The 12,811-nt window shown below is 71.9% G+C and carries 13 protein-coding genes; 7 read left to right on the top strand and 6 right to left on the bottom strand.

Translation table 11 applies throughout. The annotated features are described in order from the left end of the window. Nucleotides 1–28 precede the first annotated feature (28 nt). Entirely contained in the window at nt 29–637 is a 609-nt protein-coding gene (locus BM127_RS06805) for a pentapeptide repeat-containing protein (protein WP_091196337.1), read from the top strand. Between the two features lie 88 nt (nt 638–725). Here BM127_RS06805 and BM127_RS06810 read toward each other — a convergent pair whose 3' ends face one another. Continuing rightward, entirely contained in the window at nt 726–1,277 is a 552-nt protein-coding gene (locus BM127_RS06810; RefSeq protein WP_091196340.1) for a TetR family transcriptional regulator, read from the bottom strand. A gap of 98 nt (nt 1,278–1,375) precedes the next feature. Here BM127_RS06810 and BM127_RS06815 point away from each other — a divergent pair, with 98 nt between their 5' ends. From BM127_RS06815 to BM127_RS06825, 3 genes are read left to right on the top strand one after another with little or no spacing between them, the layout of a single operon-like run. Beyond that, nucleotides 1,376–1,987: a biotin transporter BioY gene (locus BM127_RS06815; RefSeq protein ID WP_091196343.1), complete on the top strand. Its 612-nt coding sequence runs from the start codon at nt 1,376–1,378 to the stop codon at nt 1,985–1,987. 4 nt (nt 1,988–1,991) lie between these two features. Then, the gene (locus BM127_RS06820) at nt 1,992–2,696 is read left to right on the top strand and encodes an energy-coupling factor ABC transporter ATP-binding protein (protein ID WP_091196346.1); all 705 of its coding nucleotides are present in this window, start codon (nt 1,992–1,994) and stop codon (nt 2,694–2,696) included. Beyond that, complete coding sequence (locus BM127_RS06825; protein ID WP_091196349.1) at nt 2,693–3,304, top strand: energy-coupling factor transporter transmembrane component T family protein; 612 nt, start codon at nt 2,693–2,695, stop codon at nt 3,302–3,304. Before BM127_RS06820 ends, BM127_RS06825 begins: the two co-directional genes overlap by 4 nt. Before the next feature lie 2 nt (nt 3,305–3,306). Here BM127_RS06825 and BM127_RS06830 read toward each other — a convergent pair whose 3' ends face one another. Together BM127_RS06830 and BM127_RS06835 are read right to left on the bottom strand one after the other, a co-directional pair. Continuing rightward, nucleotides 3,307–4,731, bottom strand: coding sequence for an amidase (locus BM127_RS06830; protein WP_091196352.1), 1,425 nt, complete (start codon nt 4,729–4,731; stop codon nt 3,307–3,309). A gap of 17 nt (nt 4,732–4,748) precedes the next feature. Then, the gene (locus BM127_RS06835; RefSeq protein WP_091196354.1) at nt 4,749–5,303 is read right to left on the bottom strand and encodes an NAD(P)H-dependent oxidoreductase; all 555 of its coding nucleotides are present in this window, start codon (nt 5,301–5,303) and stop codon (nt 4,749–4,751) included. A 73-nt stretch (nt 5,304–5,376) separates the two neighbouring features. On the opposite strand from BM127_RS06835, the gene BM127_RS06840 reads away from it, so the two are divergent. Then, on the top strand, nt 5,377–5,961 hold the full coding sequence (locus BM127_RS06840) for a TetR/AcrR family transcriptional regulator (protein WP_091196357.1): 585 nt from the start codon (nt 5,377–5,379) through the stop codon (nt 5,959–5,961). Nucleotides 5,962–6,050: 89 nt separating this feature from the next. Here the strand turns inward: BM127_RS06840 and cimA are convergent, their stop codons facing one another. Beyond that, complete coding sequence (cimA, locus tag BM127_RS06845) at nt 6,051–7,631, bottom strand: citramalate synthase (RefSeq protein ID WP_091196360.1); 1,581 nt, start codon at nt 7,629–7,631, stop codon at nt 6,051–6,053. A 373-nt stretch (nt 7,632–8,004) separates the two neighbouring features. Between cimA and BM127_RS06850 the strand changes: the two genes are divergently transcribed. Beyond that, a complete protein-coding gene (locus BM127_RS06850; RefSeq protein ID WP_157829519.1) occupies nt 8,005–9,912 on the top strand; it encodes a glycosyltransferase family 2 protein in 1,908 nt (635 codons plus the stop codon). Continuing rightward, nucleotides 9,909–11,099: an acyltransferase family protein gene (locus tag BM127_RS06855; RefSeq protein WP_091196367.1), complete on the top strand. Its 1,191-nt coding sequence runs from the start codon at nt 9,909–9,911 to the stop codon at nt 11,097–11,099. Before BM127_RS06850 ends, BM127_RS06855 begins: the two co-directional genes overlap by 4 nt. On the opposite strand, the gene BM127_RS06860 is transcribed toward BM127_RS06855, so the two are convergent. Together BM127_RS06860 and BM127_RS06865 are read right to left on the bottom strand one after the other, a co-directional pair. Further along, the gene (locus BM127_RS06860) at nt 11,092–11,907 is read right to left on the bottom strand and encodes an ABC transporter permease (protein ID WP_091196369.1); all 816 of its coding nucleotides are present in this window, start codon (nt 11,905–11,907) and stop codon (nt 11,092–11,094) included. The genes BM127_RS06855 and BM127_RS06860 overlap by 8 nt on opposite strands. Then, a complete protein-coding gene (locus BM127_RS06865; protein ID WP_091196372.1) occupies nt 11,904–12,803 on the bottom strand; it encodes an ABC transporter ATP-binding protein in 900 nt (299 codons plus the stop codon). The genes BM127_RS06860 and BM127_RS06865 overlap by 4 nt, the downstream gene beginning before the upstream one ends. Nucleotides 12,804–12,811: the final 8 nt, after the last annotated feature.

The following is a 12,811-nucleotide window of genomic DNA, read 5'->3' on the forward strand; positions in this document are numbered from 1 at the left end:
TCCGGGGCGCACGGATACGGTGGCGCGTGTGAGCGACCCTCGGACAGCCACTGGCACACACTTCCGCGACGAGGACTGGTACGGCGAGGAGCTCGGGGCGGTCCGGTTCGTCGACTGCACCTTCACCGACGTCGACCTCTCCGAGGCGACCACCACGGGGGCGATGTTCGAGCGCTGCACCTTCCACGGTGGACGCTTCAACGCCTCGACCCACACGGCGAGCGCGTTCGTCGGCTGCGACTTCCGGCGTACGTCGTTCTTCGACGCGACCCTCGACGGCTGCAAGCTGGTCGGCAGCAGCTTCGCGGAGTGCGCGCTGCGGCCGCTCACCGTGAGCGGCGGCTCGTGGCTCAGCGTGACGATCCGCGGGACCAACCTCTCGCGGCTCGACCTCGCCGGCGTCGACCTGCGGGAGGCCGACCTGTCGATGTCCGACCTCACCCTCACCTCCCTCGCTCGCGCCCGCCTCGACCGGGCGGTGCTGCGGCAGGCCAACCTCGACCGCACCGACCTGCGCGGCGCGAGCCTGGACGGAGTCGACCTGTCGACCGCGGTGCTGAGGATGACGAGGCTCGACCTCGCCGGCGGCGTGCTGCTCGCGGAGCTGCACGGCGCGGACGTCGACACCTCGGCCTGACCACACTGGACATCCAGGGACTGTCTGGTGGGTCGATCACGTCCGCGGCCCACCATCTCGTCCCCAGGTATCGAGGGTGCGAGGGGGATCAGGCGAGCCGGGCCCGCAGCCCGTCGATGACCAGGTCCAGGCCGAGGTCGAAGTCGGGCAGCGACTCCAGCGACCGCTCGACGGCACCGAGGCGTACGGCCTGGCGGGCGGTCTGCTCCTCGAAGGCGTGCCCGAAGACGTAGTGGACGAGCGTCCGCGAGGCGACGGCGACGAGCTCGTCGGGAACACCGGCGTCAGCCATCACCTTCTCCATCTCCGCCACCGGGCCTGCGGCGCCGAGCCCGAAGGCCCACACGGTGGCGACCACGTCGGCCCCGTCGGTGCACGCGAGCATGGCGTGGCGCAGCTCGGAGCAGACCTCGCGCAGCTGGTCGGGCCACTCGTCGGCCGTCCGCGGTCGAGCCCCGCGGACGAGGATCTCGTCGGCGACGGCGGCGAGGAGCTCCTGCTTGCTGGCGAAGTGGTGGTAGATCGCGCTGGGCTGCACGCCGAGCCCGGCCCCGAGCCGGCGCATGGTCAGCGCGGCGAGGCCGTGGGTGTCGAGCAGGGTGACGGCGTGCGCGAGCACGTCGCTGCGGTGATGAGCCACACATCCTCCCGACCCGCGGACGCCGTTGACGCTGCCTTCCCCCCGAGCCTAACCTGAACACCGTTCAGGTCGCCCGTCGCGCTCAGCAAGGACCCCCGATGACTGCCACCACCCAGCCCGAGACCGCCCCCGCCCACTCCCCCGCGGGGTCCTCGTCGCCGACGCGCGACATCGCGCTGGTCGCGGCCTTCGCCGCCCTCATCAGCGCCAGCGCCTACATCGGCGCGATCCCGATCGGCAGCGCCGGCGTGCCGATCACGCTCCAGACCCTCACCGTCATGCTCGCCGGCTGCATCCTCGGACCGCTGCGCGGCTTCTCCGCGGTCACGCTCTACCTCGCGCTCGGCACCGTCGGCCTCCCGGTCTTCGCCGAGCACTCCTCGGGCATCGGCGTCTTCAGCGGACCGAGCGGTGGCTACCTGATCTCGTTCCCGATCGCCGCAGCCCTCGGTGGGTTCCTCGTGAAGTACGTCGCCCGCGAGCGGCGTACGCGTGCCCTCTACGTCTTCGCGTGCTCGATCACCGCCAGCATCCTGGTCATCCACACGTTCGGGATCGTCGGGATGATGCTCCACTTCGACGTCACGTTCGGCGAGGCCCTCACCTACGACATGCCGTTCTGGATCGGCGACCTCGTCAAGACGTCGCTGGTGGCGATGATCGCCGCCGAGGTGCACCGCGCCTTCCCGCAGCTGCTCCACCGCGACTGACTCCTTGCCCACGATCCAGCTCGACGCCGCCGCGGTCCGCGTACCCCTGCCCGGCCGCGGCGAGCGCGAGATCCTCGCTCCCACCACGCTGACGCTCACCGAGCACCGCATCGGGGTCATCGGCGCCAACGGGTCGGGCAAGTCGACCCTCGCGCGTCTCCTCAACGGACTCGTACGTCCCTCGTCGGGCCGGGTGAGCATCGGGGGGCGCGACGTGGTGCGCGAGGGCGCCGCCGTACGCCGCATGGTGGGGTTCTGCTTCACCGACCCGGCGGCCCAGCTCGTGATGCCGACGTGCGTGGAGGACATCGAGCTGTCGCTGCGCCGCACCGTCAAGGACTCCGCAGCCCGGCGCGAGCGGGCGCTCGGTGTGCTCGCCGCGAATGGCCTCGCCGACCATGCTCACGACTCCGTCCACTCCCTCTCGGGCGGCCAGCGGCAGCTCCTGGCCCTCGCAGGGGTCCTCGCGCTCGACCCGACGATCGTCGTCGCCGACGAGCCGACCACGTTGCTCGACCGGGCCAACACCCGACGCGTCGGTGACACGCTGTTCGGGCTCGACCAGCAGCTCGTGCTCGTCACCCACGACCTCGAGCTGGCTGCCCGCTGCGACCGGGTGCTCGTGGTCGACAGCTCGAGGGTGGTCTTCGACGGCTCGCCCCGGGGGGCCGTTGCGCACTACACCGACATGGTGGACGTCGACGGATGAGCGACCTGATGGCCGGGCTGCACCAGCCCGGCGACACGATCCTCCACCGGCTCCCGGTGGGCGCGAAGGTGCTCGGCCTCGCCGTGCTCAGCCTGGCGATCGTGGTCGTGCGCGACGTCCGGTGGGCGGTGGTCTTCCTCGCGGTGACGCTGCTGCTGGCGGCGCTGGGCCGGGTGCCACTGCGGTCGGTGTGGCGCGCGGCGCGCGGCGTGCTGCTCATCGCGGTCGTCGCGAGCGCCTTCCAGTGGTGGTGGTACGGCGCGGAGAAGGCCGTCGAGACCTTCCTCGACCTGCTCAGCCTGGGCCTGGCCGCGTTGTCGCTGACGGCCACGACCTCGGTCAACGAGATGGTCGACGCCCTGACCCGGTGGGCGCGACCGCTGCGGGTGGTCGGGGTCGATCCGGACCGCGTGGCCCTGACGGTGGCGCTCACGATCGGCGCGCTGCCGGGGACGATCGCGATCGCCCGCGAGACCCGGGACGCGGCCCGCGCGCGCGGGCTCGACCGCAACCCCAGGGCGTACCTCTCCCCCTTCGTGATCCGCGTCGTCGCCCGCGCGCACGAGTCCGGCGACGCGCTCCATGCGCGCGGGATCGGCGACGACTGACCTCACCAGCCCGGCGGACGCCTGTCCGCCCAGGGCGCGGCAGCCTCCACCTGCGCCGACAGGGAGAGCAGCAGCTCCTCCTCCGCGGGCCGCGCGGCCAGCATGACGCCGACGGGCAGGCCGTGGTCGGTCACGTGGAGCGGGAGGGAGACCGCCGGCATGCCGGTGACGTTCCAGGCACTCGTCCAGGGCGTGAACGCCTTCTGGTGGGCGAAGTCGCGGGCGGGGTCGGCGTCGTCGCGCAGCTCGCCCACGAGTGCGGGAGGTCGGGCGAGGGTGGGCGTGAGGACGACGTCGTACGGCGCGAGCGCGGCGAGCGCACCGGCCGCGTGCTGACGGAGCCGGCCGATGGCGAGGCCGAACTCGGGACCGGTGACGGCATGACCTCGAGCGCTGAGCCAGCGGGTGAGCGGACGGAGCTGGTCCTCGCGGCCGGGCGGTGCCGGCGACAGCGCAGTGAGGACGGCCCAACAGGTCTCGAAGTCGGCGACGGCCTCGGGCGGGATCGGCACGGCGACGTCCTCGACGTCGTGGCCGAGCTGCTCGAGCAGCCGGGAGGCGTCCTCCCAGGCGGTGACGCTGGAGGCGTCGACGTCGACGTCCGCGATGACCGGCGCGATGAAGCGTGCGACCCGCAACCGGCCGGGCTCGCGGTCGCAGGCGTCGAGGAAGGGCGCGGACGGTGCCGGCGCCCAGAACGGGTCGCCGACCCGGCGCCCGGCGAGGACGTCGAGCAGGGCCGCGGCGTCGCGGACCGTACGGGCCAGGGTGCCGGCGGTCGCGAGCCCGACCGGGTCGCCGTACCTCGGCGCGCCGCTGATCCGCCCGCGCGAGGGCTTGAGGCCGACGAGGCCGCAGCAGGACGCGGGGATCCGGATCGACCCACCGCCGTCGGAGCCGGGCGCGACCGGCAGCAGGCCGGCAGCGACGGCGGCGGCCGCGCCGCCGGACGACCCGCCAGCTGTACGGGTCGAGTCCCACGGCGTCACCGCGGGCGGTGCGACGTCGGGCTCGGTGTAGCAGGGCGACCCGAACTCAGGAGTGTTGGTCTTGCCCAGGCTCGGCATGCCGGCGGCCTCGACGGAGAGCACGAGCGCGTCGGACTCCTCGGGGACGAAGTCGTCGTAGGCCGCGGAGCCGAAGGTCGTACGGACGCCGGCCGTCGGGTGGAGGTCCTTGATGCCGGTCGGGACGCCCCAGAGCGGACCTGCGTCCGCGGGGCGTCCCGACCCGGCGAGAAGGTCGCTCAGCCGGCGCGCGTGCTCACGCGCCAGGTCGTGGGTGGTCGTGATGAACGCGCCCACGCCCGCTCGAACCGGGTCAGCGGCACGGTCGGCGTAGTGCTCGACCAGCTCGAGCGGCGACACGTCACCGTTGCGTACGGCGTCGCCCTGCTCGAGCGCGGTCAGGTCGTGGAGCTGGGACACCCGCCGACCGTAGCGGGTCAGGCTGCTGCTTCGGCCTCGTGCGCGACGAGGTCGTCGAGGGCACCGAGGAGGCGCTGGACGGCGGCCTCGTCGGCCAGCGGGTCACCGGCGACGGCGGACTCGTCGACGACGATGCCGTCCACGACGACCGCACCGGCGATCGTGGCGGAGTGGCGGGCGTGCTCGTGCGACCACTTGCCGCCGTAGGGCGTAGGCGTGGCGCCGATGGCTGCGAAGGGCTTGCCGACGATGGCGCCCTGGCCGTAGGGGCGCGAGAGCCAGTCGATGGCGTTGTTGAGCACGGCCGGCATGGTGCCGTTGTACTCCGGGGTGACCGCGAGGACGCGGTCGGCGGAGGCGACGGCCTGGCGCAGCGAGGAGGCGCCGGCAGGGACGGACTCGCCGTCGAGCTCCTCGGTGTAGAACGGGATCGTGTCGAGGCCCTCGACGACGTCGACGGTCACCCCGGCGGGCGCGTGGTCGCGGAGGTGCTCGGCGATACGGCGGTTGAGGCTGCCGGTGCGGGTGGATCCGAGGAGCACGGCGACGCGGGTCTGCTTGTCAGAAGTCATGCACACCCAAACGGACCACGGTCCGCTTCTATTCCCGACGTGTCAGCACTTCTTTCGCGCCTAGGCTGGCGGCGTGAAACTGCTCCCGCTGGCCGACGAGCCCGCCCCGGAGCGGGCCGACGCGGCGCGCAACCGCGAGGCCATCCTCGCAGCGGCGCTGCGGCTCGTGGAATCGCGGGGGGTCGGGTGCGTGACCATGGACACGGTCGCCACCGAGGCCGGTGTCGGCAAGGGCACGCTGTTCCGGCGCTTCGACAGCCGCGAGGGACTCATGGCGGCGGTCCTCAACACGTCGGAGACGCAGTGGCAGGCGTCGGTGATCGGCGGACCGCCGCCCCTCGGCCCGGGGGCGCCGGCGATGGAGCGGCTGCTGGCCTTCGGCCACTCGCGGCTGCGGACCAACCTGACCCACGCCTCCCTCATCGAGGCGGCCGGCCGGGCGGGCCAGCGATCGGTGGCCGCGATGTCGTTCGCCAACATGCACGTGCGCTACCTGCTGCGCGAGCTCGGCGTCGACGGCGACCTGCCGCTCCTCGCCACCGCGATCCTCGCCCCGCTCGAGCTGGTCGTGCTGGAGCAGCAGGTCGAGCGGGAGCGGATCCCGGTCGAGCGGCTGGAGGCGGGCTGGGACGACCTGGTGCGCCGGGTCGTGGGCTGAGTCCTCGCCTGCAACCACCGGGTAGCCGGTGCTTCGTGAGGTTCCCGCCCGTTGCAACGGTCGAGAAGCGCGCCGAGGGGACAGGAACCTCAGCGGTGCTGGCGCCGCAGCCCGAAGGTCAGCCCGTCGACCAGCGCGCCCCACGACGCCTCGATCACGTTGGCGCCGACGCCGACGGTGACCCACGAGGACTCCCCGTCGGTGGTCTCGATCAGCACGCGGGTGATCGCATCGGTGCCGTGGCCCTGGTCGAGGATGCGGACCTTGTAGTCGATCAGCTCGAACTTCGCGACCTCGGGGAAGGCCTGCCCGATCGCCTCTCGCAGCGCGGCGTCGAGCGCGTTGACGGGGCCGTTGCCCTCGCCGGTGACGACGTACCGCACGTCCTCCGCTCGCAGCTTGACCGTCGCCTCGGAGATCGCCTCGCCGTCGGGGCGGGTCTCGGTGATGACGCGCCACGACTCGACGTCGAAGTAGGACGGGCGCGCACCCTCGACCTCCTCGGCGAGCAGCAGCTCGAAGGAGGCGTCGGCGGCCTCGAAGGTGTGGCCGTTCTGCTCCATCTCCTTGACCCGGGCGGTGACACGCGTGACCAGCTCGCGGTCGTCCGAGAGGTCGTAGCCGAGCTCCTTGCCCTTGAGCTCGATGGACGCGCGACCGGCCATGTCGGAGACGAGGAGTCGCATGTCGTTGCCGACGACCAGCGGGTCGAGGTGCTGGTAGAGGTTGGGGTCGACCTTGATCGCGCTGGCGTGCAGCCCGGCCTTGTGCGCGAACGCCGAGGTGCCGACGTAGGGCTGGCGCGAGGCCGGCGGCACGTTGGTGACCTCGGCGACAGCGTGCGCGATGCGGGTCGCCTCGCGCAGCAGCCCCTGCGGCAGGACGGTCCGGTCCAGCTTGAGCTCGAGGTTGGCGACGACCGTGACGAGGTCGGCGTTGCCGGTGCGCTCGCCGTAGCCGTTGATGCAGCCCTGCACGTGCGTCGCTCCGGCCGCGACCGCGGCCAGCGAGTTGGCGACCGCGCAGCCGCTGTCGTTGTGGGCGTGGATGCCGACGCGGGCGCCGGTCGTCTCGATCACGTCAAGCACCACGTCGGAGACCCAGTCGGGCAGCATTCCGCCGTTGGTGTCGCAGAGCGCGACGACCTCCGCACCCGCCTCGGCCGCGGTCCGCAGCACCTCGAGCGCGTACGCCCGGTTCTCGCGGTAGCCGTCGAAGAAGTGCTCGGCGTCGAGGAAGACCGTCTGTCCCTCAGCGCGCAGGTGGGTGACGGTGTCGCGCACCATCGCGAGGTTCTCCTCCAGCGTGGTGCGCAGCGCGAGCTCGACGTGGCGGTCGTGCGACTTGGCGACGAGGGTGACCACGCTCGCGCCGGAGTCGCGGAGGGCGGCGATCATCGGGTCGTCGGCAGCGCGCACGCCGGCACGGCGGGTGGCGCCGAACGCTGCGAGCTTGGCGTGGCGCAGGTCCAGCTCCTGGCCGGCGCGACGGAAGAACTCGGTGTCCTTGGGGTTGGCGCCCGGCCAGCCGCCCTCGATGTAACCCACGCCGAGACCGTCGAGCTGCTTGGCGATGCTCAGCTTGTCGGCGACCGAGAGGTTGAGCCCCTCCTGCTGGGCGCCGTCGCGCAGGGTGGTGTCGTAGACGTGGAACGCGCCGTGGAGGTCCATCGGTCTTCTCTCGGTCGGGCTGGTGCTTGATCGGGAAACAAAAAGACCCCCTGGAGTGCAGGAGGTCGGCGCGGCGGGAGTCCCGTCGCGCTAGGCAATGATGATCGTGGTGCTGCTCACGGAAGAGATCGTGCCACTCATCGCGCCCTCGTGAGATCGGCGTCTCGCGATCCGGTCGCCGTCACGCATTGCGGACACCCGCCTCCGGCTTCCGACCCCGTGACCCGACTCACGGCCCGTACGGCGCTCTCGAGTTGCTTCGCCCCCGCCACTCTCGGAACAGTCTATCCCTTCGTTCGGCGGCAACCCCGCATCGAACTCGCGGCTCACGCAGACGCGCTCACCGCCCGCACAGCCGATGAGAAGGACTTCCGTGACCACCCTCCCCCGTTCCGCCACGCCGTTCGACCGGCCCGTCACCACGGGCGCCGTCGTCGAACGGCACGAGATCCTCGCCCCGACCTCGCGACTGACCCGCGCCACCCGGCGCCGGATCGTCGCCGTGATCGACCCGGTCTGGGCGACCGACAACGACGACCCGAGCGACCACACCCGCGCCCCGCTGGAGACCATCCGGCGCGCGGCCGAGCTGCTGACCGCACGCCTGCGGTCCGGCGAGATGATCTCGGCGACGCCGAACGGTCGCCTGCTGCTCCAGCTGCGCCGCGAGGACCGCGCCGCACGCCCGGTGCGCCTGCAGGAGATGGCGTACTTCGCGCTCGAGGTGCTCGACCGCCTGCACCGCGCCGACGGCGTCGTCGACCTCGGCGTCGGGTGGGCGCCGATCACGCGCAAGCAGGACCCCGAGGCCGCGGCCCGCGCCGCTGCCGACGCCGCCGCGGAGTCGCTGCGCCAGCGCGACCTGCAGCCGCGCCAGGACGGCGTACATGCTCCCTCCCGCAACCCGCGCATCTCCGGCTGGACCGCCGGCCGGCAGGTGCTGTGGGCCACTGTGGGCAGCGTCGCGCTGCCGTTCCTCGCGATGGTCGGGCTCTACCAGGTCGGCATCGACGTGAGCACCCCGCTCTACTGGGCCCTCGTCGTCTCGCTCGGCATCACCGCGCTGACGATCTGGGCGGAGGTGTCGCACTCCTTCACGCCACCGGTGATGCCGCCCGCGCCCGACGGACCGCCGCCGCGCGCGACCGCGGTCATCGCGGCCTACCTCCCCAACGAGAGCGACACGATCCTCGAGACGCTCGAGCACTTCGTGGCCCACGAGTACGACGGCGGGCTGCAGGTCGTGCTGGCCTACAACTCTCCCGTGGACCTTCCCGTCGAGTCCGAGCTCCTGGCACTCGAGCGCGCGCACGAGCAGCTGACGGTCCTCAAGGTCCACGACAGCACGTCGAAGGCGCAGAACGTCAACGCCGCACTCCGCGTCGCCACCGGCGAGTTCATCGGCATCTTCGACGCCGACCACCACCCGGCCGACGGCTCGTTCGAGCGGGCCTGGCGCTGGATCGCCGACGGGCACGACGTGGTCCAGGGCCACTGCGTGATCCGCAACGGCGCTGACTCCGCGCTGGCCCGCCTGGTGGCCGTCGAGTTCGAGCAGATCTACGCCGTCGCCCACCCGGGTCGCGCCTCGCTGCACGGCTTCGGCATCTTCGGCGGATCCAACGGCTACTGGCGCGCGAACGCGCTCGAGCGGATCCGCCTGCGCGGGTCCTACCTCACCGAGGACATCGAGGCGTCGATGCGCACCCTCGGCGCCGGCGGCAGCATCGTCAACGACCCCGGCCTGGTGAGCTTCGAGCTCGCACCGGACACCGTCGGCGCACTCTGGAAGCAGCGGATGCGCTGGGCGCAGGGCTGGTTCCAGGTGTCCGTACGCCACCTGTGGCCGCTGCTGCGCAACCCGCACATGACTGCTCGGCAGCGCATCGGCCTGACATACCTGATGGGCTGGCGCGAGGTCTACCCGTGGATCTCGCTCGCGGCCTGGCCGCTGCTGGGCTTCCTCGCCTGGCGCGACGGCGGGCTCGACATGGGCACGCCGCTGTTCGTGCTGATCACGCTGTTCGTGATGGTGTCCGGCCCGCTGCAGACGCTGGCGGCATACCGCCTCGCTGCGCCCTCCGTACGCCGGCACAAGCGGTGGTTCGTCACCGCCGCCCTCCTCAACCTGCTCGTCTACACCGAGGCCAAGAACCTCGTGAACCGCGTCGCTCACCTCAAGCAGCTGCGCGGTGAGCACCAGTGGGTCGTCACTCCGCGGACGGCCCCGAGCACCGGCTCCTCGACCCCCGACTCCGACCACCTGGAGGTGGCCGCATGAGCACGACGCTGACCACACCGACCCCGACCGACCCGCGGACCGTGCCCGACCGGCGCGTCTTCCCGCTCAACACCCTGCGCGCCCTCGCCGCGCTGAGCGTGGTGCTCTTCCACGCCTACCAGTTCTCCCGCAGCGGCCCCGACTCGGCGTGGCCGTGGGAAGGGCTCGGCCACCAGCTGATGACCGGCACCGAGCTGTTCGTCGAGATGTTCTTCGTGCTGTCCGGCCTGGTGCTCTGGCTGCCCGTCGCGCGGGCGGTGCTGTCCGGCGAGGAGACCCGGTCGGGCCGCGCGATGCTGCTGCGGCGTACGGCCCGGTTGCTGCCTCTCTACTTCAGCGTGGTGCTGGTCGTGTGGGGGCTGACCAACCACTCGATGCCGGGGCACTGGCAGGACCTGCTGCTGCACCTGACCTTCACGCAGGTCTACAGCGACACCTACATCTTCTGGACCGCAGGACCCGCGTGGAGCCTGGCCGTGGAGTTCCACTTCTACGTCCTGGTCGCGCTGTCGTTCCCCGTGATCCGCCGGGCACTGCACCGCTGGCCGGAGCGCCGCATGGCCGTGCTGCTCGGCCTCCCCGCGCTGCTGCTCGTCGTGGGGCTGGCGTACAACGCCGTCGTCATCCACCTGGTGCACCCCGATCCGACCAACTGGTCGGTGTGGTTCTCCCCTGCCTCGCGTGCCGGGAGCTTCGCCGTCGGGATGCTGCTCGCGGTGCTGAGCGCGAAGGACGTCACCCTGCCGACCGTGCCGCGACGGCTCGCGGCCGCGGTGGGGATCGGCGCACTGCTCGCCCTCGTGGTCTCGCGCCCGGAGACCGGGATGCTGCACTGGTGGCCCACGATGTACGCCGTCGCGCTGGGCGTCGCGCTGTCGGCGGTCGTGCTGCACCGCGGCCCGTGGGCCCGCGCTCTGAGCGAGCCGACTCTGGCCTGGCTCGGTGGTCTCGGCTACGGGATCTACCTGATCCACGAGCCGGTGCTGCGCCTGATGAACCACTGGGGTGTGCTGCCCGACCCGCAGCGGGGCTCGGTCTTCGTGGCCACGGCCGTGCTGGTCGCAGTGCCGACCATCGTGCTCGCCTGGATCAGCTCGCGCACGGTCGAGGCGGCGGGACTGCGGCTCGCGACGCTGGTCGATCGCGACGGGAAGAAGCGGGACTACTACCCGCACCTGGCTACTTGACCTCCGAGCGGCGCAGGGCCAGCAGCCCGACGACGAGGGGAATCGCGATCCAGATCATCGTGGTCGAGCCGAGCATCGCCCACTCCTCAGCGGTGTCCGTGGTGCCCTCGAAGAGCTCCACCTGCGTGTAGTTCCAGTCGATCCACGGCTGCAGGTCCTCGAACCACGAGCGCACCTGCGCCAGGAGCACGAGGATTCCCGGCATCACCAGCGAGACGACGAAGTAGCCCACGATCGCTGCCGCGGAGTTGCGCATCACGACACCGAGGGTGAAGCCGATGGCCATGCCGACCAGGTTGCCGAGCGCCATCTGGGCTGCCGTGGACCACGACATGTCCCACACGGTGTCGACTCCGGCGGCCGCAGACCCGGCCACGTTGCCGACGGTGCCCACCGCGTAGGCGAGGGCCACGGACCCGAGGCCGACGAGGAGGGTCGCGATCGCCTTGGCACCGATCACACGGCCGCGGCTCGGCACCAGCGTGAACGTCGTGAGCCCGCTGCGCTGGCTCCACTCACTGGTGACGGCCAGGATCGCGATCATCGGCAGGATCACGGACATCGGGAAACCGATCGCCCTCGCGAAGGTCGAGTAGGTGACGTCGCTGTCGGGCGCGAAGACCAGCACCGAGCCGGCCGCGGCGACCGACATGACCCCGATGCTGACGAGCATCCAGAATCCCGAGCGGGTGTTGAACATCTTGCGCAGCTCGACCTTGACGAGCCGGGTGGTCGGCACGGCACGGGCAGACCGGCGGGGCGGGACGGCTGCCGTGGTGGAGGCCGTCGGGACGATCGTGGCAGTCATGCTGCAGCTCCTTCACGTTGGGTGTCGGCAGTGAGCGACAAGAACATGTCTTCGAGCCCGGCACCCTCGGCGGACCGGAGCTCGGTGAGGGCGATGCCGGCGGCCAGGGCCACGGCGCCGACCCGAGCGGGGTCGGCATCGGTGCGGACCGAGCCGTCCCCGCCGAGCGTGCTGGGGATCCCGGCCCTCTCGAGTGCGTGGGCGAGGTCGCGCGGTGACGTCGAGCGGGCCAGCGTCCCGGCCGCAGCGAGCAGCTCCTCCTTGCTCCCCGACGCGACGATCCTGCCGTTGCCGATCACGACCAGGTCGTCGGCGATGACCTCGATCTCGTGGAGGAGGTGCGAGGACAGCAGCACGGTGCCGCCCTGGCTGGCGAAGTCCGTGAGCAGGTCGCGCATCCACCGGATGCCCGCGGGGTCGAGCCCGTTGGCGGGCTCGTCGAGGATGAGCACCCTCGGCTCGCCGAGCAGCGCGGTGGCGATGCCGAGGCGTTGACGCATCCCGAGCGAGTAGTTGCGCACGCGGCGCCCGGCCTCGGTGGGGGTGAGGCTCACCAGCTCGATCATCTCGTCGACCCGGGTGCGCGGCAGCCCCATGGTGTCGGACGCAACGGTGAGGATCTCCCGTCCGGTGCGACCGGCGTGCTGGGCGGAGGCGTCGAGGAGCACGCCGACCTCGAGGCCGGGGTTGGGGAGGTCGGCGAACCGGACTCCGTCGATGGTGGCCGAGCCGGACGTCGGAGCGGTCAGGCCCACCATGACGCGCATGGTGGTGGACTTTCCGGCACCGTTCGGGCCGAGGAAGCCGGTCACGCGACCGGACTGGGCGGTGAAGGAGACGTTGTCGACGGCGGTGAAGCCGGCGTACCTCCGGGTCAGGGACTCGACAGTGATCATGGGCCCAA

Source organism: Nocardioides alpinus (assembly GCF_900112035.1).
In the GTDB taxonomy this organism is placed as follows: domain Bacteria; phylum Actinomycetota; class Actinomycetes; order Propionibacteriales; family Nocardioidaceae; genus Nocardioides; species Nocardioides alpinus.

Coding starts and splice junctions, on each gene's coding strand:
- BM127_RS06815 (WP_091196343.1), top strand. CDS start 1,376: ATGACTGCCACCACCCAGCCCGAGACCGCCCCCGCCCACTCCCCCGCG.
- BM127_RS06825 (WP_091196349.1), top strand. CDS start 2,693: ATGAGCGACCTGATGGCCGGGCTGCACCAGCCCGGCGACACGATCCTC.
- BM127_RS06835 (WP_091196354.1), bottom strand. CDS start 5,303: ATGACTTCTGACAAGCAGACCCGCGTCGCCGTGCTCCTCGGATCCACC.
- cimA (WP_091196360.1), bottom strand. CDS start 7,631: ATGGACCTCCACGGCGCGTTCCACGTCTACGACACCACCCTGCGCGAC.
- BM127_RS06855 (WP_091196367.1), top strand. CDS start 9,909: ATGAGCACGACGCTGACCACACCGACCCCGACCGACCCGCGGACCGTG.
- BM127_RS06860 (WP_091196369.1), bottom strand. CDS start 11,907: ATGACTGCCACGATCGTCCCGACGGCCTCCACCACGGCAGCCGTCCCG.
- BM127_RS06865 (WP_091196372.1), bottom strand. CDS start 12,803: ATGATCACTGTCGAGTCCCTGACCCGGAGGTACGCCGGCTTCACCGCC.